The organism is Brachybacterium kimchii, assembly GCF_023373525.1.
Classification (GTDB): domain Bacteria; phylum Actinomycetota; class Actinomycetes; order Actinomycetales; family Dermabacteraceae; genus Brachybacterium; species Brachybacterium kimchii.
Map to the genome: position 1 here is coordinate 1804789 of NZ_CP097218.1, position 22363 is coordinate 1827151.

The 22363-nt window shown below is 74.2% G+C and carries 24 protein-coding genes; 2 read left to right on the forward strand and 22 right to left on the reverse strand.

What is annotated here, in order from left to right:
- Positions 1-283 precede the first annotated feature (283 nt).
- Entirely contained in the window at positions 284-1060 is a 777-nt protein-coding gene (locus M4486_RS08555) for a murein hydrolase activator EnvC family protein (RefSeq protein WP_249480746.1), read from the forward strand.
- A gap of 11 nt (positions 1061-1071) precedes the next feature.
- Here the strand turns inward: M4486_RS08555 and M4486_RS08560 are convergent, their stop codons facing one another.
- The 18 genes from M4486_RS08560 to M4486_RS08645 form a co-directional block, all read right to left on the reverse strand.
- On the reverse strand, positions 1072-2148 hold the full coding sequence (locus M4486_RS08560) for a tyrosine recombinase XerC (RefSeq protein ID WP_249480747.1): 1077 nt from the start codon (positions 2146-2148) through the stop codon (positions 1072-1074).
- 80 nt (positions 2149-2228) lie between these two features.
- Entirely contained in the window at positions 2229-3506 is a 1278-nt protein-coding gene (gene dprA, locus M4486_RS08565; RefSeq protein ID WP_249480748.1) for a DNA-processing protein DprA, read from the reverse strand.
- Entirely contained in the window at positions 3506-5071 is a 1566-nt protein-coding gene (locus M4486_RS08570; protein ID WP_249480749.1) for a YifB family Mg chelatase-like AAA ATPase, read from the reverse strand. The genes dprA and M4486_RS08570 overlap by 1 nt, the downstream gene beginning before the upstream one ends.
- On the reverse strand, positions 5068-5475 hold the full coding sequence (locus M4486_RS08575; RefSeq protein WP_249480750.1) for a YraN family protein: 408 nt from the start codon (positions 5473-5475) through the stop codon (positions 5068-5070). Before M4486_RS08575 ends, M4486_RS08570 begins: the two co-directional genes overlap by 4 nt.
- 108 nt (positions 5476-5583) lie before the next feature.
- The gene (locus M4486_RS08580) at positions 5584-5886 is read right to left on the reverse strand and encodes a DUF2469 domain-containing protein (RefSeq protein ID WP_109275318.1); all 303 of its coding nucleotides are present in this window, start codon (positions 5884-5886) and stop codon (positions 5584-5586) included.
- On the reverse strand, positions 5883-6758 hold the full coding sequence (gene rnhB, locus M4486_RS08585) for a ribonuclease HII (RefSeq protein ID WP_249480751.1): 876 nt from the start codon (positions 6756-6758) through the stop codon (positions 5883-5885). Before rnhB ends, M4486_RS08580 begins: the two co-directional genes overlap by 4 nt.
- An 8-nt stretch (positions 6759-6766) precedes the next feature.
- A complete protein-coding gene (gene lepB, locus M4486_RS08590; RefSeq protein WP_249480752.1) occupies positions 6767-7576 on the reverse strand; it encodes a signal peptidase I in 810 nt (269 codons plus the stop codon).
- Positions 7577-7586: 10 nt separating this feature from the next.
- Positions 7587-8162 (reverse strand): signal peptidase I, encoded by a 576-nt coding sequence (gene lepB, locus M4486_RS08595; RefSeq protein WP_249480753.1) that lies wholly within the window; start codon positions 8160-8162, stop codon positions 7587-7589.
- 2 nt (positions 8163-8164) lie between these two features.
- Entirely contained in the window at positions 8165-8515 is a 351-nt protein-coding gene (gene rplS / locus M4486_RS08600) for a 50S ribosomal protein L19 (RefSeq protein WP_152353606.1), read from the reverse strand.
- Between the two features lie 304 nt (positions 8516-8819).
- Positions 8820-9551: a tRNA (guanosine(37)-N1)-methyltransferase TrmD gene (gene trmD / locus M4486_RS08605; protein WP_249480754.1), complete on the reverse strand. Its 732-nt coding sequence runs from the start codon at positions 9549-9551 to the stop codon at positions 8820-8822.
- Between the two features lie 3 nt (positions 9552-9554).
- Entirely contained in the window at positions 9555-10109 is a 555-nt protein-coding gene (gene rimM, locus M4486_RS08610) for a ribosome maturation factor RimM (protein WP_249480755.1), read from the reverse strand.
- Between the two features lie 105 nt (positions 10110-10214).
- Positions 10215-10457: an RNA-binding protein gene (locus tag M4486_RS08615; RefSeq protein ID WP_152353609.1), complete on the reverse strand. Its 243-nt coding sequence runs from the start codon at positions 10455-10457 to the stop codon at positions 10215-10217.
- Position 10458: 1 nt separating this feature from the next.
- The gene (rpsP, locus tag M4486_RS08620; protein ID WP_152353610.1) at positions 10459-10959 is read right to left on the reverse strand and encodes a 30S ribosomal protein S16; all 501 of its coding nucleotides are present in this window, start codon (positions 10957-10959) and stop codon (positions 10459-10461) included.
- A gap of 200 nt (positions 10960-11159) precedes the next feature.
- Positions 11160-12533, reverse strand: a complete 1374-nt coding sequence (locus M4486_RS08625) for an Nramp family divalent metal transporter (RefSeq protein WP_249480756.1) — start codon at positions 12531-12533, stop codon at positions 11160-11162.
- Between the two features lie 65 nt (positions 12534-12598).
- On the reverse strand, positions 12599-13105 hold the full coding sequence (locus tag M4486_RS08630; protein WP_249480757.1) for a MarR family winged helix-turn-helix transcriptional regulator: 507 nt from the start codon (positions 13103-13105) through the stop codon (positions 12599-12601).
- Complete coding sequence (locus M4486_RS08635) at positions 13102-13329, reverse strand: hypothetical protein (protein WP_249480758.1); 228 nt, start codon at positions 13327-13329, stop codon at positions 13102-13104. The genes M4486_RS08630 and M4486_RS08635 overlap by 4 nt, the downstream gene beginning before the upstream one ends.
- 144 nt (positions 13330-13473) lie before the next feature.
- Positions 13474-14097 (reverse strand): DivIVA domain-containing protein, encoded by a 624-nt coding sequence (locus M4486_RS08640; protein ID WP_249480759.1) that lies wholly within the window; start codon positions 14095-14097, stop codon positions 13474-13476.
- 83 nt (positions 14098-14180) lie between these two features.
- Positions 14181-15377: an amidohydrolase family protein gene (locus M4486_RS08645; RefSeq protein WP_249480760.1), complete on the reverse strand. Its 1197-nt coding sequence runs from the start codon at positions 15375-15377 to the stop codon at positions 14181-14183.
- Between the two features lie 113 nt (positions 15378-15490).
- On the opposite strand from M4486_RS08645, the gene M4486_RS08650 reads away from it, so the two are divergent.
- On the forward strand, positions 15491-16420 hold the full coding sequence (locus M4486_RS08650) for an SRPBCC family protein (RefSeq protein WP_249480761.1): 930 nt from the start codon (positions 15491-15493) through the stop codon (positions 16418-16420).
- A gap of 49 nt (positions 16421-16469) precedes the next feature.
- On the opposite strand, the gene ffh is transcribed toward M4486_RS08650, so the two are convergent.
- The 4 genes from ffh to amt all read right to left on the reverse strand — a co-directional run bounded on the left by ffh (position 16470) and on the right by amt (position 22319).
- Positions 16470-18062, reverse strand: coding sequence for a signal recognition particle protein (gene ffh / locus M4486_RS08655; RefSeq protein ID WP_249480762.1), 1593 nt, complete (start codon positions 18060-18062; stop codon positions 16470-16472).
- 132 nt (positions 18063-18194) lie between these two features.
- Positions 18195-20543: a [protein-PII] uridylyltransferase family protein gene (locus M4486_RS19820; RefSeq protein WP_283257969.1), complete on the reverse strand. Its 2349-nt coding sequence runs from the start codon at positions 20541-20543 to the stop codon at positions 18195-18197.
- Positions 20533-20871 (reverse strand): P-II family nitrogen regulator, encoded by a 339-nt coding sequence (locus tag M4486_RS08665; RefSeq protein ID WP_249480763.1) that lies wholly within the window; start codon positions 20869-20871, stop codon positions 20533-20535. Before M4486_RS08665 ends, M4486_RS19820 begins: the two co-directional genes overlap by 11 nt.
- Positions 20868-22319, reverse strand: a complete 1452-nt coding sequence (amt, locus tag M4486_RS08670; RefSeq protein ID WP_249480764.1) for an ammonium transporter — start codon at positions 22317-22319, stop codon at positions 20868-20870. Before amt ends, M4486_RS08665 begins: the two co-directional genes overlap by 4 nt.
- Positions 22320-22363: the final 44 nt, after the last annotated feature.

Sequence of the window (22363 nt, forward strand, 5' to 3'; positions counted from 1 at the left end):
GCCCGGCCCTCCGACCTCCCCGGATCCCTCCCCCGCCGGGAGGCGGGGACGCGGATCGCGAGGACCGACGACCGGATGGACCATGCGGGCACGCGAAGTCGCCCGGACATGCCGGACGCTGTCGTCAGTCTAGCCGACCGCGCTCCCCGCAGGCACCCTCCGGGGAGCGCCGTGCATCACGCGCGGCGCGGCGTTCACCCCGCCGATCCTCCCCATCCCCCGGTTGTCCACCGCCGGGGCCCCGGGGCCGACGGGACGGCGCGCGCGGCGCGAGGATCCGGGGATGGCTCCTCACCCGGCCCACCGTCCCCGCCGCCCCGTCCGTCCGATCCGATGCGCGCGCACCGCGCGTCCCGTGCGCGCCGCGCTCCCCGCGCTCCGTCCGCCTCCCGTGCGCCGGACCGCGCGCCGGCCCGACGGCCCGCAGGGCGCCCACGCCCCACGCGGTGCGGTGCGCCTCCTGGTCGCGCTGATGGGCATGGTGCTGGTCGCCGCGCTGCAGATGACGGTGCCCGCGCACGGCGATCCCGGGGCCGCCGGGAACCCCGCGGGAGGCGGCGGAGCCGGCACGGACGCCTCGGCGCAGGCCCGATGGGAGTGGCCGATGGCGTCCCCGCACCGGATCATCGCGCCGTTCGTCGCGCCCGAGCACCGCTATGGGCCGGGCCACCGGGGCGTGGACATCGTCGCGAGCGGTGCCGAGGTGCGAGCCGTCGAGGACGGGACGGTCCGCTTCGCCGGTTCCGTGGCCGGTCGGGGCGTGGTCTCGATCCTGCACGCCGACGGGCTGCTGTCGACCTACGAGCCGGTGACGGCGGACGTGCGGGCGGGCGATCGGGTGCGCGCCGGCCAGGTGATCGGCGAGCTCCAGGAGGGCGGGCCGGGCGATGGCGAGGGTGCGAGCCACTGCGCGCAGGCGTGCCTGCATCTCGGGGCTCGACGCGGAGGCGCGGACTACGTGGATCCCGAGCCGTTGCTGCGCGGCGCGGAGCCGAGCGTCCTGCTGCCCCTGGAGGCGGCGGGGACGGCGCTCGCGCTGCTCGGCCGGCACGCGGGCTGAGGACCGGCGGATCAGGCGCGCGGGTGCGCCTGGTCCAGGGTGCTGCGCAGGCGCTCGGCGCTGACGTGGGTGTAGATCTGGGTGGTGCCCAGCGAGGAGTGGCCCAGGAAGTCCTGGACGCTGCGCAGGTCCGCGCCGCCCTCCACGAGGTGCGTGGCGGCGGTGTGCCGCAGCGTGTGCGGGCTGATGTGGCGGTGGATCCCCGCCTCCTGGGCGTGGCGGTCCACGAGGGTGCGCACCGCGCGGTCGCCGAGGCGCCCGCCGCGGGACCCGAGGAACAGCGCCTCGCCCGAGCGCGCGGAGGCGAGCACGGGGCGGCCCGCGCCGGTCCATTCCTCGATCGCGCGGATCGCGGGGAGGCCGACGGGCACGATGCGCTCCTTGGAGCCCTTGCCGAGGACGCGGACCGTGCGCTCCGCGTGGTCGATCGCGCGCAGGTCGAGGGCGACGAGCTCGGAGACCCGGAGACCCGAGGAGTAGAGCAGCTCGAGCACGGCCGCGTCGCGCAGGCGCAGCGCCGCCTCGATCAGGCACTGGGAGTCGTCGGCGCCCTGTCCATCGTGGCCCTTCCCGTCCGGGCTCTGTTTCCCCGTGCCCCGCCTTCTCGTCTCCTCGTCCTCCATGTCGGTCGCACTGCCCGGCGGGCGGGGCGCTGCGGTCCCGTGCTCGGCCGCTTCGAGCAGCTCCTCGGTCTGGTCCTGGCTGAGCACGGCGGGCAGATGGCGACCCCGCTTGGGGGCCTTGAGCCGCCCGCCGATGTCCTGCGGGATCCGTCCGGTGCGCGCGAGCCAGGTGGTGAAGGTGCGGGCGGCCGCGGCCGCCCGGGCGAGGGACGAGGACGCGAGGCCCGCCTCGGCGCGGGCGCCGAGCCAGGAGCGCAGGGCCGTCACGTCGAGATCCGCGAGCTCGATGCGCTCGACCTCGTGCAGATGCTCGAGCAGGCTGCGGGCCTCGCGGGAGTAGGCGACGACCGTGTGCTCGGAGCGTCCGCGCTCGAAGCGCAGGTGCTCGGCGAAGGCGTCGAGCACGGCATCGTCCTCCTCGGCGCGCACCGCTCCCCCGTCGCGCGCGGTGCTCCCGGTGGCCATGGGCCCAGTGTGGCACCGCGCCGTCGACGGGACCGGGCGGCGCGCCCCCGGGACGGCGCTCCGCCGAGGCCCACGATCGCTCAGCGCCTGCCCACCCTCTGCCCGGTGATGCTCACGTGACCGAGGGCGTCGAGCCTCCCCAGGGCCGCCATCACCTCGCTCTCGCGACGGCCGACCTCGCTCGCGAGCCTGTCGATCGTGATCCGCGAGCGCGGCGGCACGGCGTCCAGCACGCGCCGGTCGGCGGGGTCGAGGAAGTCCAGCTCGTCCTGCTGGGCGAACGAGGAGTCGCCGGCCGGGGCGGACCCCGGCAGCAGCTCGCGGATCTCCTGCGCCTCGGTGACCAGGACGGCCTGTGCGTCGCGCACGAGCCGATGGCAGCCCGCGGAGGCGGCCGAGGTGATCGGCCCGGGCACCGCGGCGACGGTGCGCGGCGGCTCGAGCGTCCCGGCATGCCGCGCGGTGGACAGCGCGCCGGAGCGCCAGGCCGCCTCGACGACCACCACGACGCGCGCGAGCGCCGCGATCACCCGGTTGCGGGCGAGGAACCTCCATCGCGTGGGCGCTGTCCCGGGCGGGGCCTCGCTGAGAAGCACGTGGCGCTCGCGGATCGCGCGCAGCAGCTGGTCGTTCCCCCGCGGGTACAGCCGGTCGAGGCCCCCGGCGAGGACGGCGATCGTGGGCCCGCCGGCGGCGAGCGCACCGCGGTGCGCCGCGGCGTCGATGCCGTAGGCCCCGCCCGAGAGCACCGTCGACCCCTCCGCGGCGAGCTGTGCGGCCATCGACGAGGCGCAGTCCTCCCCGTACGGGGTCGAGGCGCGCGAGCCGACCATCGCGATCGCCCGGTCGTCGGCGAGCCGCCCCGGATCCCCGGGGCCGTGAGCCCACAGGCAGAACGGGGCGGCGGGCCCGAGATCCTCGAGGCCCGTGGGCCATTGGTCGTCCCCGGGCACGATCACGCGCATGCCCAGGCCGACGGCCCGATCCAGGGCGGCCTGCGCATCGATCCTCCCGTCGCGCTCCCTCCAGCGCGAGAGCGCGGCCGCGGCGGCTGCGCGGCGATCGGTGCGCTGGGCACGGGGCGCGCTGGGGTCGTGGACCGGCAGGACCCGCAGGGCGTGCTCGACCGCGTCGAGATCCCCGCGCGCGAGGATCTCGAGCCCCTCGCGCACGCCGTGGACCGTGCAGGTCGAGTGCGCGGCGTCGTCGGAGGGCTCCGCGAGCAGCGACCAGGTGATGCGGGCCGTGCGATCCGCCTGCGACGACGCGTCCGCCGCGCCTGCGCCGTCCGATGCGAGGCGTGCGCCCGGCTGCTCGCGCCCTTCGCGCGCGGAGTCCCGCGGGCTCATGGAGGTCATCACAGGTCCTTCCCGCGCAGGGTGAGTGCGAGGCCCACGTGGTCGGTGTCGGGACGCGCGCTGCCCTCGAGGTCGGCGAGGGTCCAGGCGACGCGCAGCACGCGGTCGTGGCCGCGCAGGGTCAGGCGGCCGTGGGAGAGGGCGCGTTGGAGCATGGCCGCGGCGCGGTCCTCGGCGCTGTAGGCGCGTCGCAGCTCGGGCCCAGGGATCTGGGAGTTCAGGTGCCAGGGCTCGTCGGCGAAGCGCGCCGCCTGGCTCTGGCGAGCGCGGGCGACGCGCCGGGCGATCTCCGCGCTGGACTCGGAGGCGCCGGCGTCCCGTCGCATCGGGTCGACCGGCCCCACGTCCACGCGCATGTCGATCCGGTCCAGCACCGGACCGGAGATCTTCCGGAGATAGCTGCGGCGCTGCATGGGGGTGCACGTGCAGCGGGTGCCCTTCCCCCACGACAGCCCGCAGGGGCAGGGGTTGGCGGCGAGCACGAGCTGGAAGCGCGCGGGGTAGCGGGTGACGCTCAGCGCGCGGTGCAGGGTGATGTCGCCCGTCTCGAGGGGCTCGCGCAGCGCCTCGAGCACGCGGGAGTTGAACTCGGGCGCCTCGTCGAGGAAGAGCACGCCGGCGTGGGCGCGGGAGACCGCGCCGGGGCGGGCGATGCCGCTGCCGCCGCCGATCACGCTCGGCGCGCTCGCGGTGTGGTGCGGGCTCTCGAAGGGCGCGGTGCGGATCAGGCCGCCTCCGGCGTCGAAGGTGCGGTCCAGGGAGCGGATCGCGCTGAGGGCGATAGCGTCCTCGTCCTCGAGGGCGGGCAGGATCCCGGAGATCCGGGAGGCGATCATCGTCTTCCCCGTGCCCGGAGGCCCCTGCAGCATCAGGTGGTGCCCTCCGGCGGCGGCGACCTCGGCGGCACGGCGCGCCTGGGCCTGACCGATGACGTCGGCGAAGTCGAGCCCGGGGCGGCGCGCGCCGGCGTCCGCCTCGGGCGCGGGCGGTCTGCGCGGCGTGAGGACCTTCTGGGCGGGACGGTTCAGGGGCGCCCGGCACCCGTGATGGCGCATGACCTGCCCCAGGTCCGCGGCGGAGAACACCTCGATGCCCTCCACGAGCCGCGCCTCGCGCGCGTTCCCCTCGGGGACCACGGCGCGGCGCACGCCCGCCGCCCGCGCGGCGATCAGCGCGGGCAGCACGCCGGGGACCGGGCGCAGCGTCGCGTCCAGACCGAGCTCGCCGAGGTGGACGACGTCCGCCACGGCCTCCGGGCTCAGCGTGCCCTGGGCGGCGAGGATCGCGACGGCGATGCCGAGGTCGAACCCCGAGCCCACCTTGTGGATGAAGGCGGGGCTCAGGTTCACGGTGATCCGGCGCTGGGCGAGCGGGGTGCCGATGGCCCCCGCCGCCGCGCGCACGCGCTCACGGGCCTGCAGGGTGGTCGAGTCCGGGAGCCCGACCAGGGAGAACGCGGGCAGCCCCTGGGCGACGTCGGCCTCGACCTCCACGAGTGTCCCGGTGACGCCGCGCAGCCCGACGGCGCCCGTCCTCGCGCCCCGGCATGTCGTCCCGGCGCTCATGACACGGACCGCAGGTGCTCGATCTCGCAGCCTCCCGCACCCAGCACGTGCACGGCGACCACGTCGATCCGCACCTCGTGGTGCCGCGGGGCGTGCTCCATGAGGTACGCGCCGGCGAGCGCGCGCAGGCGTCGCACCTTGAGCGGGGTGACGGCGGCCTGCGGGACGCCCGTCACCAGGGTGCGGCGCGTCTTGACCTCGACGAACACGAGGGTGGTGCCCTCGAGGGCGACGATGTCGATCTCACCGGCGCGGAAGCGGGCGTTGCGCTCCACGATCTGCCAGCCGGCCTCGGCGAGGTGGTCGGCGACGACCTGCTCGCCGATCCTCCCGAGCTCGAGGGCGCTGAGCCTGGCCAGAGGGACGGCGGCGGGGAACGGGATGGGGGCGGGTCGACGTGTCATGCCCTCACCCTGGCGCTCGCGCACGCCCCGCGCGCGGCCGGGGCCGCCGTTGTGGATGACGGGGCACTGGGGAGGAACGGAGGGCGGGCCGTGCCTCGGCCCCCGGGATCAGGGAAGCGCGATGTCGGGCTTCGCGAGCTCCTCGATGTTGACGTCCTTGAAGGTCACCACGCGCACGGAGCGGACGAAGCGGCTCGAGCGGTAGATGTCCCAGACCCAGACGTCGGCCAGGGTGAGCTCGTAGAAGACCTCGCCGCCGGCGGTGCGGACCTGCATGTCGACCTGGTTGCACAGGTAGAAGCGGCGCTCGGTCTCGACGACGTAGGTGAACAGCCCCACCACGTCGCGGTACTCCCGGATGAGCTGCAGCTCCATGTCGGACTCGTAGCTCTCGAGGTCCTGCGTGCTCACGGCTGCGCCTCCTTCGGGATCCGGGGACGGGGCTGCTCGCCCGCGTCCGACCACAGTACGCCAGGGACGCCCGGCGTCTCCTGGACGTTCGCGCCCCCGCTCACGGGGAGCCCCAGGTTCCAGGACCTGCGGTGCTGGGCGTGGGCTCCGCGGGTGCGCAGCGCCTCGCGGTGCGCCGCCGATCCGTACCCTTTGTTGCCCGCCCACCCGTAGTGGGGCGCGAGGGCGTCGAGCTCGACCATGTGCGCGTCGCGCGCGACCTTCGCGAGCACGCTCGCCGCGGCGACGCTCATGCAGTCGCGGTCCGCCTTCACGCGCAGCTGCACGGAGGGAACGGTCCGCCCCTCGGTCCGCTCGCCCGCCGCGTCGGGGGCCCGTTCGGCGAGAGCCGGGGTGATGACGTCGGCGTCTCCGTCCATGAGCACGATGTCCGCGGCGACGCCGAGCCCGGTGATCGCGCGGCCCGCGGCGAGGGTCAGCGCGGCCAGGATGCCGCGGGCGTCGATCTCCTCGGGGCTCGCCCACCCCAGCGCGTGCGCGTGCGCGACCTCCCGGAGGGGGCCGACGAGGGCTTCGCGCCGTCGGGCGGTGAGGGCCTTGGAGTCGCGGACGCCCTCGGGCAGCGCGCGCTCCGGACCGTCGGATCCGATGAGGACGGCGAAGGCGCCGACGACCACCGGGCCCGCGAGCGCACCCCGGCCCACCTCGTCGACGCCCGCGACGACGACGGGGCGCGCGGGGTCGGCGGAATCGGCGCCGCGCGACGCGTCGGGCGCGGCGTCGGCGTGCGCGAGAGCGAGGGCGATCTCGGTGTCCCAGGTCGGTGCCACTGCGCGGCGCCGACCCGCGGGCGAGGACGCGAGCGTGGTCACGGGCGCCCTCAGGAGGGGTCGGGGACGGAGGCGAAGGCGTCGCGCCCGTCGCCCAGTCCGGTCCAGCGGCTGACGGGCCAGAAGATCGCGACCGCGCGCCCGGTGACGTCGTCCTCGTCGACGTAGGGCTCCTCGCCCTGCGAGTAGTGGTACGAGGAGTCCGCGGAGTCGAAGCGGTTGTCGCCCATGACCCAGAGCTTGTCCTTCGGGACCGTGACGTCGAAGGAGGTCTGGCAGGCGGGGGTCTGGGGGTTGATGTAGGGCTCGTCGAGGGTCTCGCCGTTCACCGTGAGGTCCCCGCCCTCGACGCACTCCACGTGATCACCGGGCAGGCCGATCAGGCGCTTGACCAGGTGGTTCTGGGAGGGATCGGGGGCCAGGCCCACCCAGCTGAGCACCGTCAGCAGGCGATAGCGGGAGGACTGGTCCGCCCCCGTCTCGCTCTCCATCCAGTTCTGGGTGTCCTCGAAGACGACGACGTCGCCGCGATGGAGGTCGAAGACCCCGGGGCTCAGCTTCGAGACCAGGATCTTGTCGTTCTGGACCAGCGTCGGGTTCATCGAGTCCGAGGGGATGAAGAACGGCTGGATGAGGAAGGTCTTGACGAGCACGGCGATGATCAGGGCGACCAGCATGGTCACCGCGTAGTCGAGCCAGCTCCCGCGGTACCCGCGGCGCCGTGCGGCGCGCGCGCCGCCGCTCCCGCCGGGGCGAGGGCGCTCCCCCGTGCCGCCGGCGCTCGCGCCCTCCGACGACTGGTCGCGGACGGTCGCGTCCTCGGGATCGTGGTCCCCGGGGGTCGGCGCCTTCTCGTTCATCGCGCTGATCCTATCGGTCGAGTCGGCCGGCTCTTCCCAGGGGCCAGACAATGCGACTGGCCTCACCGATCACGCGATCGGTCGGGATCATGCCCCCGCCGGGCGACCCGAGCAGGAAGCGGGAATCCGTGGAGTCCGCCCGGTTGTCGCCCAGGACGAACATGCGCCCCTCGGGGACCTCGAGGTCGAAGCGGACCGTGCTCGTGTCGGTGCCGGGTGCGAGGTAGGGCTCCTCGAGTCTCTCGCCGTTCAGCACGAGGTGTCCGCCGTCGTCGCAGCAGCGGATGCTGTCACCGCCCACGGCCACCACGCGCTTGACCCAGTAGCGCGAGATCGCGCCGTCCTTCGGGAAGTAGCCCGAGCCGTCGAAGACGACGAGCTCGCCGCGATGCACCGCGGCGGAGCCGGTGCGGTCGGCGAGGATCACGTCGCCCGAGCGCAGCGTCGGCTCCATGGAGCCGCTGGGCACGCGGAAGGGCGCGGCGACGAACTGGCGCACGCCGAACGCGACGACCAGCAGCAGGACCACGCACGCGGCGGCGGCCACCAGGAGTGGCCGCCGCCGCGTCGACGAGGTGCCGGGCACGCTCAGGAGTGGTCGCGCTTCTCCTTGATGCGGGCCTTCTTGCCCGTGAGGTTGCGCAGGTAGTACAGCTTCGCGCGGCGGACGTCACCGCGGGTGACGACCTCGATCTTGTCGATCGTAGGGGCGTGGACGGGGAACACGCGCTCCACGCCGACGCCGAAGGACACCTTGCGCACGCGGAAGGTCTCGCGGATGCCGTCGCCCTGACGGGCGATGACGTAGCCCTGGAAGACCTGCACGCGGGAGCGGTTGCCCTCGACGACCTTCACGTGGACCTTGACGTTGTCGCCGGCGCGGAAATCGGGGATGTCGTCCCGCAGCTGCGCCTGATCGATCGCATCGAGCTTCTGCATCGTTCTCTCCTGCCGTTCGCCCCAGGTCGGACGGGGTTCTCGAAGGGGCCTGAGCCCCTGCATGGTGAACCGTGACGTTCCGGTGCGGCGACGCTCGCGAGGAGTCGCACCGCTCCGTGGTGCTGGGCCTCTGGCCGCGTTTCCGACGCGACGGACCTGCCCGGCCGCTTCCTGCATCGCTCCCCTGGGGCAGAGCGGTGCGCGGCGTGCACACAGCGGGTCATTCTGCCAGCAGCGCGAGCGCCCCGGCAATCCTGCCCGGCGCAGATCACGCCGGGACGGCGGGGAGGGCGACGGGAGGAGGTCAGCCCCGAGCGTCCCAGAGGTCGGGACGGCGCTGCTGCGTGCGCTCGGCCGAGCGCACGGCGCGCCAGGCGGCGATCCTCCCGTGATCGCCGGAGAGCAGGATCTCGGGGGCCTCGCGCACGGCGCCGGACGGGTCCGTCCAGCGCGCCGGCCGCGTGTACAGGGGATATTCGAGCATCCCGTCGGAATGGGACTCCTCCACCAGCGACGCCGCGTTCCCGACGACGCCGGGGACCAGGCGCACGATCGCCTCGGTGAGGGCGAGCACGGCGACCTCTCCCCCGTTCAGCACGTAGTCGCCGAGGGAGACCAGGGCGACCTCGTGCCCCTCGTCGGCCAGGTGCTCGTAGACCCGCTCGTCGATGCCCTCGTAGCGCCCGCACGCGAAGACGATCCACTCGCGCGCGGACCACTCCTGGGCGAGGTCCTGTCGGAACACCCGCCCCGCGGGGTTCGGGAAGACGATGAGCGGGCGGGCGTCGGCTCCGAGCTCGTCGCGGCCCTCGGCGATCACGGCGGCGAAGGCCTCGGCCCATGGCTCGGGCTTCATGACCATGCCGGCGCCCCCGCCCAGCGGCGAGTCGTCGACGGTGCGGTGGCGGTCGTGGGTCCAGGTCCTCAGGTCGTGGCGGTGCACGGAGATCAGGCCGTCGCGCGCGGCCTTCCCGATGAGGGAGAGGTCGAGGGCCTGGAGGTACTCGGGGAAGATGGTGATCGCGTCGATGCGCACGACTCAGGCCCCGGTTCCCGGCTCGTCCTCGCCCGACGGCTCGAAGAGGCCCCCGGGCGGGTCGGCGATCACCGTGCCCGCCTCCACGTCGACCTCGGGCACGAGCTCCTCGACGAAGGGCAGCATGACGCGGCGGCCCTCGGCGGAGCGCACGATGAGCAGGTCCTGGGCCGGGTAGTGCTCGAGATCGATGACGGTGCCCAGCTCGCGTCCGTCGACATGGCGCACGGCGAGGCCCTTGAGCTCGGAGGGGTACCAGGCCTCCGGGTCCTCCTCGGCCTCGACCTCGGTGTCCACGGCGAGGGTCAGCTCGACCCCCCGCAGGGACTCGGCGTCGGTGCGGCTCGAGACCTCGGAGAAGCGCGCGTACCAGCGTCCCTGCTGGATGCGGGTGGCGGCGACGGTGAGGTCCCGCTCGCCGGCGCTCGTCGCGGCGGTGAAGGCGGTGCCCGCGGCGAGGCGCTCCTCGGGCTGGTCGGTGCGCAGGATCAGCGCGACCTCGCCCTTGAGGCCGTGGGCCCTGCCGATGGTCGCGACGGTGACGTCCAGTGCGTTCATGGGATCGCTTTCTGCCGGTGGGAGTGGGGCCGACGGGCCGTGACGCGACGGAGGCGGCACCGGTGACCGGTGCCGCCTCCGTGTGCGGTGCGAGATGCGCTCTGCTCAGCGCCGGTCGACATCGACGATGTCCACCCGCACGTCGTCCTCGGAGATCGCTCCGGTGACGGTGCGCAGGGCGCGGGCGGTGCGGCCCGAGCGGCCGATCACGCGCCCCAGGTCCTCGGGGCTGACACGCACCTCGAGGAGCGGGCCGCGCCGGGTGTCCTTCTCGGTGACGCGGACGTCGTCGGGGCTGTCGACGATGCCGCGGACCAGGTGGTCGAGAGCCTCAGCGCGCGCGCTCATCTCAGGCCTCGTCGGACTTCGCGTCGTCGGCGGCGGCGTCGGCCTCGGCGGTGGTCTCGCCCTCGGCGGGAGCCTCCTCGGAGCCGGGCTCGACGTCCTGGCCCTCGGGCTGCTCGGCCGCATCCGCGTCCTTGGCCTTCTTCGCGCCTTCGCGGGACGCGGCGGCGGCCTTGTCGGCCTCGGCGATGAGGTCCTCGGCGGACTGCTTGGACCCGGCGCCCTGCAGGGAGCCGGCGGCGTCGCCCTCACCGGTGAACTTCTGCCAGTCGCCGGTGACCTTGAGGATCGCGGCGACCTGCTCGGTGGGCTGCGCGCCCACGCCGAGCCAGTACTGCGCGCGCTCGGACTGGACCTCGATGAACGAGGGCTGCTCGGTGGGGTGGTACTTGCCGATCTCCTCGATCACGGCGCCGTCGCGCTTCTTGCGCGAGTCGGCCACGACGATGCGGTAGAACGGTGCACGGATCTTGCCCATGCGCTTGAGACGGATCTTGACGGCCACGAGTGTGGACTCCTTCGGCGATGTTCGGGTGAGCCGCGCCGCAGCCTGTGGGGTCATGCGGGCGCTGACGCGTCTCGGGGTGTCGCGCGAAGACGGGTAGAGGGCCGGTCGGCGCGCATACAGGGGTCGATTATGCCAGGCCCGACGGGAGGTCGCCAGGCGAGGGCGTGTGCCCCGAGGCACATGCCGCCTCCCCGGCCTCAGGCGCCGGCGATCGCGCCCACCAGCTGATTGCCGCCGAGCGCGATGAACACGATGGCGACGATCCCCAGGATCGCGTTGAGCACCCAGCCGTTGCGCCAGCGCTCGGGCATGTGGCGGGAGTTCATGAGCACCAGCAGGGTGATCGCGAGGAAGGGCATGAACAGCGACCCCAGCACGCCGTAGGCCACGATCACCTGCACGGGCTTGCCGAGCAGCAGCAGGAGCATCGGCGGGAACGTCAGCCAGAGGATGAAGAAGCGGTAGTAGGTGCCGCCGATGCGCCGCCTGGGATGGTCCTCGGGGAGCTTGCGGGCGCTGCCCCAGAAGTCGGCGAACATGATGGAGACGCCGTTCCACACGCCCAGCACGGAGGAGAACGACGAGGCCCAGAAGCCCAGGAGGAAGATCCAGCTCATCGCGGTGCCGTAGCGGGAGGCGAGCACGTCCGCGAGGTCGAGCAGCCCGCGGTCCTCCTCGCCGATCGCGATGCCGCTGGAGTACAGCAGCTCGGCGCCGACGACGAGCATCGCGACCACGAAGATGCCGGAGATGACGTAGGCCATCGCGTTGTCGATCCGCATCACGCGCATCCAGCGCGGGGTCGACCAGCCCTTCTCGGTGAGCCAGTAGCCGTAGGCGGCGAGCGTGATGGTGCCGCCCACGCCGCCCGCGATGCTGAGGGTGTACCAGAGACCGCCCTCGGGGATCCGCGGGATCAGCCCTCCCAGGATGTCCGGGATGTTCGGGAGGGTGACGACGGCCGCGCCGACGACGGTCACGAACATGATGGCGACCAGCACCGCGACGACCTTCTCGAGGGCGTGGTAGCGGCCGAACCACACGAGCGCCGCGCCGACCAGGCCCGAGAAGGCCGCGTAGACGGCCAGGGGCATGTGGGCGAACAGGCCGATGTCCCCTATCACCGGCAACTGCGGGACGAGCGCGGCGATCGGCAGCGCGGAGGCGCTCATCGCCGTCGCCCCGTACACGAAGCCCCAGACCATGATGTAGGGCCCGAAGTACCAGGAGGTCCAGCGGCCCACGCGCCGCCAGCCCTCGAAGATCGAGTGCCCGGTGGCGAGCGTCCAGCGGCCCGCGCCCTCGACGAGGAAGATCTTGATGATGACGCCGGCGACCGCGGCCCACAGCAGGGCGTAGCCGTAGCGGGACCCGGCGACGAGGGTCGCCACGAGGTCGCCCGCGCCGATGCCGGTCGCGGCGACGACGAGGCCCGGGCCGATGATCCGCCAGCGGGCGGGGCCGGAGGCCTCCTCGACCGCGTCGACGGCGGTGGGCGCCGCCGACGTCGAGGGCGCGTCCCGGCGATCTGAGGGGCGTGGGGAGGGGTGCGCTGCGTCCTCGGAGTGCATGCGCCGACGCTACAGGGCCGTGGCCGCTGTCCGCGCGCAGCGGCGCGCCGCCCGCAGGGAGGGCGTCAGATCTCCGCGGTCGCGCCCTGCTCGGACCGCGCCGCGAGCTCGACGACCTTCATCATCCCGGCGTGCAGCGCCTGCACCTCGGCCTCGTCCATGCCCAGGCGCTCCCGCATGATGCCGGGGACGGCCTTCGCGCGCTCGCGCAGGGCGCGACCGCTGTCGGTGAGCACGATCGCGAGCGAGCGCTCGTCCTCCGAGGCGCGTGTCCGCTCGAGGTAGCCGGTGGCCTCGAGCCTCTTCACCAGGGGCGACAGGGTTCCGGGGTCCAGCGCGAGCCGGGAGCTCAGCTCCTTCAGGGAGAGCGGGGACTCCTGCCACAGGGCGAGCATGACCAGGTACTGCGGATGCGTCAGTCGCAGGGGTTCGAGCACGGGCCGGTACGCCGCGACGATCCCGCGGGACGCGCGCGTGATGGCGAAGCACACCTGGCTCTCGAGCGCGAGGGGATCGGTGTCCTCGCGCGCACTCTCGCGCTCCGCTCCCGCGTCGGCTCGGGTCCTGCTCACGCCGAGGTTCCCTCCTGCTGGTCCGTCCGCTCGTCCGTCCGCCTGCTCTCGCGCCACTGCCGATGCAGCTCGCGTCGGCGCAGGTACTCGCGCTTGCGCCGGGCGCGGGGGTCGATGGCCGCGTCGAGCGTGGCCGGCCCCATGATGTGCAGCAGGATATAGCTCGTCCGGAACCCGGTGCGGTACAGCCAGGAGAAGGAGTCGGTGCCGCGAGGCCTGTCCATGTGCCCTCCGTCGACGTCAGTGCCTTGCGCACCAATGCTTGGTGCACCAATTCATTGTGCGACGCGGCTCGTCCTTCGGCCAGTCCTGCGCCGTGAGGGCGACGGGCATCACGCCGACCGCCCGTCGGACGGGGCGCGCCGGGCTCAGATCGCGCGCAGGCGCTCGACGATGCCGCGGAGGAAGCCGTCGACGTCCGCGCTGCGGTATCCCTCGCGCAGGCGGCCGACGGCGACGGGCTGCCCGGAAAGGAGCACCTGCAGGGCGGCGTCCGCGCGGTCGTGCTCGTCGCCCTCCCCCGTGAGCGCCTCGAAGGCCCGGTCCAGGAGCTCGTCGATCCCGTCCATGTCGTAGCGGTCGCCGCGGCGCGCCGCGGCGAAGCGCGACCCCTGCAGCTCGGCCGCGATCGCGCCCGTCGCGGTGTCCTCGGCGATCCGGGGGCTCGCCCCCTGCGTCCGCGCCACCACGGCGGTGACGGCGGGAGCGGCCCGGGAGTCCAGGAAGTCGTCGACGTCGTCCATCGCGTAGCGGACGCCGGACATGCGCGGGGTGAAGCGCACGTCGGCGATCCCGCCGAGCAGCTCGAGGTCGCGACGTCGCCCGGACGACCCGACCTCCCGCGCGAGGCGGTCGAGGTACTGGTCGACCTCCTCGCAGTCGTAGCCGGACCCGAAGGCCCTGACCCTCGCGAAGCGCGCCCCGGTGAGCAGCGCGACGACGTCGGCGTCGGAGGAGGCGGCGTCGGAGGAGGCGGAGGGGTCGACGGTCATGGGGTTCTCCCGGTGAGGTGCGAGACGGGGTGGAGGGCGGTAAGGAGGGAAGGACGGAAGGACGGCGGAGGCCGCCTCCCCCGTCAGCGGATGATCGCGCCGCCGAGCACGATGCGCGCGGGATCCCGCAGCGCGCGGTGGTCGCGGCGGGGATCCTCGGGCACCACGAGGAGGTCGGCGGGGGCGCCGTCCTCGAGGCCGGGCGCGCCGAGGAACGCGCGCGGCCCCCAGGAGGCGGCCTGGAGGATCGCGAGTGGATCGAGCCCGCACGCGGCGAGCTCGTCGAGCTCGTCGTGGATGATGCCGTGGCCCAGCACTCCCCCGGCGTCCGTGCCGGTGAGCAGCTGGACGCCGGCGTCGTGGGCGTCGCGGGTGCGCTCGAACCGGCGTGCGCGCAGGCGCCGCATGTGCGCCGCGTAGTCGGGGAACTTGCGCTCGCCCTGGCTCGCGTAGGTCTCGAACTCGTCGACGTTCACGAGCGTGGTCACCACGGGCACGCCCGCCTCGGCGGCGCGGGCGATGGTGTCGCCCGTGAGACCGGTCGCGTGCTCGAGGCAGTCGAATCCGGCGTCGAGGACCAGCGGGAGGGTCTCCTCGTCGAAGGTGTGGGTGGTGATGCGGGCGCCGTGGGCGTGCGCGGCCTCGGCGGCGGCCCGGAAGTCGTCGGCCGACCAGGTCGGCGTGAGGTCCCCGGCCTGCCGGTCGATCCAGTCGCCGACGAGCTTCACCCAGCCGTCGCCGCGCTCGGCCTCCGCCGCGACGGTCGCGGGAAGATCCTCGGGGTCGACCTCGTGCGCGTACCCCTTGAGGTAGCGCCGGGTGCGGGCGACGTGCCGTCCGGCCCGGACGATGCGGGGCATATCGGCCTCGCGCTGCAGGGGCGCGGTGTCGGTGATGGAGCCGGCGTCGCGGATGAGCAGCACGCCGGTGTCGCGGTCGACGCGGGCCTGGGCGCGCGCGCCCTCGAGTCCCGTCGCCGTGCCCTCGTCGCTGATGCCCACGTGGCAGTGGAGATCCGCGAGACCGGGCAGCACGAAGCCGTCGATCCGCTCGATCCCGGTCCCGGCGGGGAGGTCCGGCTCCTCGTGGTGGATGCGGCCTCCCGCCACCCAGGCCTCGGCGAGCTCATCCTCGGGCCCGAGCAGGATGGGGCCCGTCAGGTGCAGGACGGGTGGCCCCGTCGCCTCGGCGCGGTCGTAGGCGGGGCCGTCGGCGGCGGGCCGTCGCCCTGCGGCGAAGGACTCGCGGGCGGCGCGGACGGAGGGGGCATCGGTGCGCATGCCCCGAGGCTATCGAGCGAAGGGGCCCCGCGAGGACGAGGGCTGTCGTTCGGGACCCCCGAGTGCTTGACTAGATGTGCCCTGTATCACTCGCCATCGTCGAAGGAGCACCCATGGGCACCCATCCGACCTCCCGCTTCCTGCTGGGGACGGCGGAGTCCCCCGAGCTGGTGCTGCTCCGCCGCGTCACCGCCGCGCCGGCGGCCGTGCGCGAGGCCCTCACCGACGCCGAGCGGCGCGGACGCTGGCTGGGCGCGCTCGACGGCGGCCCGGCCGCGCCCGGCGACCCCTTCGAGCTGAGACTGGGCGACGAGGCCTCGGATGCCGCCGTCGGCCGGCTCCTGCTGCTGGACCCGGAGCACCTGGCGGCCACGTGGTCCTGGCAGGGCGAGCGCGAGAGCGTCCTGCAGGCGCGGGTGCGCCCCGGGCCCGACGGCGCGGGCAGCGAGATCTGGATGCGCCATTCCCTCGCCGAGCCCGATCACGTCGAGGGATACGGCGGCGGCTGGGAGCAGGTCCTCCAGGCCCTCGCCCGGGAGCTCGGCTGCGAGGCGGCCGACGCGGAGGACGATGCGGCGATCGAGACCGCCGCCGCCGAGCGCTGGCACCTGATGACGCAGCGCCCCGTCGAGATCGAGCGCACGCTGCCCGCCTCCCCCGAGCGGGTGTGGGAGGCGCTCACCACGCGCGAGGGGCTCGCGTCCTGGTGGTGGCGCCACTGGGACGACGTCGCGGTCGAGCTCGACGGCGAGCGCGGCGCGGTGCGGATCACCGCCCCGCGGATCGCCACGACCCTCGGCCTCGAGCGCCTGGTGGCCGAGCGCCCCGCCCGCCTCGCGGCGACGTGGGTGTGGTCCGAGGCGAGCGGCACCTCGGTCGACGAGGCGATCGACCTGCGCCTGGAGCCCGAGGGGACGACCCCGGAGGCCACCCGTCTGCGCGTGCGCCACACGGGCCCGTGGGCCGAGGACTCCCTGCCGGAGAACTACCGGCAGGGATGGGAGTCCACGGTGGACCAGCTCGCCGAGGTGCTCGGCGCCTGAGGGCCCCCGAGGATCGCTCGGCGGCTCGGCGGCTCGGCGGCTCAGCCGCTCAGCGGCCGCGGCCGAAGAGCTTCTGCATCTCCGCGGGCAGCTGCGAGGGATCGATGTCCGAGAGGTCGGAGGATCCGCCGGCGCCTGCGCCCGGTCCGAAGGCGGAGCCGGACTCCGCGGGCTCCTCGGCGGCGCGTCGCGCGGCCTCGGCCTCCTCGCGCGCGGCCTTCGCCGGGTTCTTCGACTTCGACTTCTTGCCCTTCTTCGCCGGGGCCTGCATGCGGCCGCGGGACTTCTTGCCGCCGCCCATGCCGGGCATCCCGGGCATGCCCGGCATGCCTCCGCCGCCGCCGCGGCCCATCGAGCGCATGGCCTGCTGGGCGTTCTTGAAGTTCTCGAGGAGCTGGTTGACCTGCTGCACGGTCGAGCCGGATCCCTTGGCGATGCGGGAGCGGCGCGAGCCGTTGATGAGCTTGGGGTCGGAGCGCTCGGCGGGGGTCATCGAGTGGATGATGGCCTCGATGCGGCCCAGCTGGCTGTCGTCGAAGCTGTCGAGCTGGTCGCGGAACTGCCCCATGTTCGGCATCATGCCGAGCATCTTCTTGAGGCTCCCCATCTTCTTGACCTGCTGCATGAGGCCCAGGAAGTCGTCGAGGGTGAGGTCCTGGCCGCTCTGGAGCTTCTTCGCGGTCTTCTCGGCCTCGGCCTGGTCGAAGGTGCGCTCGGCCTGCTCGATGAGGGTGAGCACGTCGCCCATGTCGAGGATCCGCCCGGCCATGCGGTCGGGGTGGAAGCGCTCGAAGTCGCCCAGCTGCTCGCCGGTGGAGGCGAAGAGGATGGGGCGCTGGGTGACGCCCGTGATCGAGAGGGCCGCGCCGCCGCGGGCGTCGCCGTCGAGCTTGGACAGGACGACGCCGGTGAAGCCGACGCCGTCGCGGAAGGCCTCCGCGACGCGCGCGGCGTCCTGGCCGATCATCGCGTCGACCACGAAGAGGGTGTCGTCGGGGTGCACGGCGTCGCGGATGTCGCGCGCCTGCTGCATCATCTCCTCGTCGACGCCCAGGCGGCCGGCGGTGTCGACGATGACGACGTCGTGCTGCTGGAACTGCGCGGTGGAGACGCCGTTGAGGGCGACCTGCACCGGGTCGCCCACGCCGTTGCCCGGCTCGGGCGCGAACACCGGCACGCCCGCGCGCTCGCCGACGATCTGCAGCTGGTTGACGGCGTTGGGCCGCTGGAGGTCGGCCGCGACGAGCATCGGCGTGTGGCCCTGGTCCTTCATCCACTTCGCGAGCTTGCCCGCGAGGGTGGTCTTGCCGGCGCCCTGGAGGCCCGCGAGCATGATGACCGTGGGCGGGTTCTTCGCCCAGGTGAGCTCGCCGGTCGCGCCGCCGAGGACGTCCACCAGCTCGTCGTTGACGATCTTCACGACCTGCTGGGCGGGGTTGAGGGCCTTGGAGACCTCCTCGCCCAGGGCGCGCTCGCGCACGCGCCCGGTGAAGTCCCGGACGACGGGGACGGCGACGTCGGCGTCGAGCAGGGCGCGGCGGATCTCGCGGATCGTCTTGTCGACGTCCGCCTCGCTCAGACGGCCATGGCCTCGCAGCCCCTTGAGGGACGCGGTGATGCGGTCGGAGAGGTTGTTGAACACGAAAGCGGCTTCCCCTTGCTCGGACGGACCGCCCCAGTGTAGTCAGCCGCCCGGTGCGGATCCTGGCCGGGAGGCCCCGGCGCGGCCCACCTCACCCTCGGACCCCTCGCGCACACAGCACACGCGCGTCGCTCAGGTCGCGGCGGCGTCCATGAGCGCGGCGATCACCCGGCCCACCATCGGCGCCTCGAGCGGGCGCCCGCGCGCATCGGTGAGGTAGAGGACGTCGACGGCGCGCTGGCCGAGGGTCATCACGTGGGCGCTGCGCACGTGGAGGCGGTGCAGGGTGATCATCGCGGCGACGTCCGCGAGCAGGCTCGCCCGGTTGCGGGCGTTGACCTGCACCACGGTCGCCTCGCTCGAGGCGCCGGGCAGAAGGGTCACCACGGGGGCGTCCTCGGCGGTGCGCGGCGGGGCCCCGGGGTCGACGTCCAGGACGCGCGCCGCCGGGTCCTCCCGTCGCTGCAGCTCCCTCTCGAGAGCCGTGCGCAGCGCGGTCGGGTGCGGCTGGTCCGACGGCCGGCCCGTCACCCACCACGTGTTCACGGCGACGCCGTCGAGGGTGAGCACGACGGCGCTGCGCACGTCCATCCTGTGACGGGCGAGGACGCGGGCCTGGGCGGCGAAGACCCCGGGCCCGTCGGGTGCGCCCAGGCAGACCTGGGTGATGGGCTCCTCGTCGGTCGGGGCGGGATAGAGGACCTGGGCGGCACCGGTGCGCACGACGGCCTCGCGCACGGCCTCCTGGACCGCGCGCTGCGGCGCGAGCAGGTCGCGCGGGGCGCGGGGCGTGCCGGTGAGGGCATCGCGGGCCTGCGCGGTGAGGTGGTCGACGAGCTGGGAGCGCCACGCGGACCAGGCGGCGGGGCCGGCCGCGCGGGCGTCGGCCTCGGTGAGGGCGCGCAGCAGCTCGAGGGTCGTGAGATCGCGGCCGACGGCCTGGAGCAGGGCCTCGAGCGTGCTCGCGTCCGAGAGGTCGCGTCCGGTCGCGAGCTCGACCAGGGTGAGGTGCTCGCGCACGAGCAGCTCGACGAGGTCGGCGTCCCTCGCGTCGAAGCCGAGACGCAGGGCGGCGGCGCGGGCGAGCGGCGCCCCCTCGGCGGCGTGGTCCCGGCTGCCGGCCCGCTTGCCGAGGTCGTGCAGGAGGGCGGCGACCAGCAGGATGTCGGGCCGGTCGACGGCGCCCAGCATCGTCTGGGCCTCGCGGACGGTCTCGATCTGGTGGCGGTCGACGGTGAAGCGGTGCACCGGGGAGCGCTGGGGGCGGTTGCGCACCCCGTCCCAGCCGGCGACCCAGCGGCCGAATGCCCCGTGGACGTCGAGGGCCTCGTAGGCGGCGCCGATGTGCTCCCCGGCGAGCGCGTCCACGAGCACGTCGCGCTGCACGGAGCTCAGGGAGGCGCGCGCCGAGCCGGCGGCGAGACGGGTGAGGGTGGCATCGGAGAGAGGCATGCCGGTGGTGGCGGCGAGCCGCACCGCGGCCAGGTCGCGCAGGGGGTCGGTGACGCGCGGGTCGATCGAGATCTCGTCGGCCTGGACGATGACGCCGTGGGGGTGGCGGGTGAGGACGGGGCGGCGGTCGGCGCCCAGGCCCCGGGTGCCGCGCCCGCCGGGGGCCGCGGCGGCGCGCGCGGCGCGCACGGTGCGGTGCAGCTGCCAGGCGACCGCGCGGGAGGCGTCGGCGAGGGCGGCGAGGTGGTCGTCGGCGGTGTCGTGGCCGGTGAGGGCGGCGACGGCGTCCTGGTCCGCGCGGGCCAGCCGCGTGGTGCTGCGACCGGTGACGGTCTGCAGGGCGTCGCGGGCGTCCAGCAGCACGCCGGATGCCTCCTCGAGCACGCGGTGGTCGTGGTCGGCGAGCCAGGACTCCGCGAAGGCGCGGATGACGACGGCGTCGCGCAGACCGCCGCGATCGGACTTGAGATTGGGCTCGGTGGAGTGGGCGAGCTGGCCGTAGCGGCCCTCGCGGTCCTCGGCGATGCGGATCATGTCCTCGGTGAAGCGCCGGGCGTCGCGGCGCCACTGCGCCCTCACCCGCGCCGCGGACTCGTCGACGAGCGCGACGTCGCCGACGACGGGGCGCAGGTCGAGCAGGGAGATCGCCGCGCGCAGGTCCTCGCGGGCCACCTCGGCGCACTCTGCGGGGCTGCGCACGGCGTGGTCGAGGGAGGTCCCCGAGTCCCAGATCGGGTACCACAGCCCCGCGGCCAGACGGGACGCCTCCTCCTCGTCGACCTGCTCGCGGTCCACGAGCAGGATCAGGTCGAGGTCGCTCATCGGCCCCAGGTCGAGTCGACCCAGGGAGCCGATCGCGGCGAGGGCGGCGCCGGACGACGGCGGGCCGGCCGCCTCCCAGAGCTCGCCGAGCCACTCGTCCACCAGGACGGCGTGCTCGCGGCGCCGGGAGGGGCCGGCCTGCGGGTCCGCGAAGCCCGCGTGCAGGACGTGGGTGAGACGCCTGCCGGGCAGCGGCTCAGATGGCATCCGCGCCCCGCTCCCCCGTGCGCACGCGCACCACGTCGACCACGTCGGTGACCCAGACCTTGCCGTCGCCGATGCGTCCGCTGCGCGCGGTGCGCACGATGAGGTCCACGGCCTCGGCGACGCTCTCGTCGGGCAGGACGATCTCGATGCGGGACTTCGGGATCTGGTCGATGCGGTACTCGGCGCCGCGGTAGACCTCGGTGTGCCCGCCCTGGCGGCCGTAGCCCGCGACCCCGGTGACGGTCATCCCTGCGATCCCGTACTCGCGCAGGGCGTCGGCGACGTCGTTGAGCGCGTGCGGCTGGACGATGGCGGTGACGAGCTTCATCGGGGCTCTCCTGTGGTGGCGGGCTGGGCGGCGACGGGGCTGGGATCCGCGGAGGCGGGCTCCGCGGATGCGGGGTCGACGGGGGCGGATTCGACGGCGGCGGGCTCGAGGGGCGCGGGCCGACCGTGATCGTGCGGGACCGAGCCGGTCCCCGCGGCCGGGCCGACGTGGCCCGGGGCCGCGTGGGGGCTGCGGCGGGAGGCGGGGCCGCCCACCAGGTCCCAGGCGGTCTCCGCGTGGCGGGTGACGTCGATGCCGGCGAGCTCCTCGTCCTCGGTGATCCTCCACCCCATGATGCCCCTCAGCACGAGGGCGATGATCGCCGTGACCACCGCGGAGAACACCATGGCGGCGATCGCGATGAGGATCTGGACGAGGAGCTGGCGGATCCCGCCGCCGTAGAACAGGCCGGTGTCGGTGCCCAGCAGGCCGATGAGGACGGTGCCCACGAGGCCGCCGACGAGGTGGACGCCGACGACGTCGAGGGAGTCGTCGAAGCCCAGGCGGTACTTGAGGCCGACGGCGAGGGCGCAGACGGCGCCCGCGACAGCGCCCAGCACGATCGCCCCGATGGGGCTCACGGCCGCGGCGGCCGGGGTGATCGCGACCAGTCCCGCGACGACGCCCGAGGCGGCGCCGAGGCTCGTGACCCTGCGGTCACGGATCTTCTCGGTGATCATCCAGCCCAGCATCGCGGCGGCGGTCGCGACGGTCGTGTTGACCCAGGCCAGGCCCGCCGTGCCGTCGGCCGTCCCGGCGGAGCCGGCGTTGAAGCCGAACCAGCCGAACCACAGCAGCGCCGCGCCGAGCATGACCAGCGGCAGGCTGTGGGGCTTCATGGGGTCGCGGCCCCATCCCAGGCGCTTGCCGACGATGAGGGCGAGGACGAGGCCCGCGGTGCCCGCGTTGATGTGGACCACGGTGCCGCCGGCGAAGTCGATGGGCTCGGCGATCGCGGCGAAGGGGCCGTCGGCCGAGAGCAGCCCGCCGCCCCAGACCATGTGGGCCATGGGGGCGTAGCAGAGGATGATCCAGACCGCGCTGAAGGCGATCCAGGTGCCGAAGCGGACGCGGTCGGCGATCGCCCCGGAGATGAGCGCGAGCGTGATGATCGCGAAGGTCATCTGGAAGCCGGCGGCGACCAGGAAGGGCACTCCGGAGCCCGCGAGCAGGGACTGGGCGTCCTCGCCGTGCAGGCCGAAGAACTGCAACGGGTTGCCCAGGAGGCCGCCGATGTCGTCGCCGAAGGCGATCGAGTAGCCCAGGAGGGTCCACACGATCGCGCCGACCCCGAGGGCCGCGAAGGACATCAGCATCATGTTGAGCACGGTGCGCGCGCGCACCATGCCGCCGTAGAAGAAGGCGAGGGCGGGCGTCATCAGAAGCACGAGCGACGCGCTCACCAGCAGCCACGCGGTGGCTCCGGTGTCGAGGGTGAAGGGCTCCATGTCCAGTCCTGGCTCGGAGGGGCCGGGGCGGGAGCCCGGCGCGA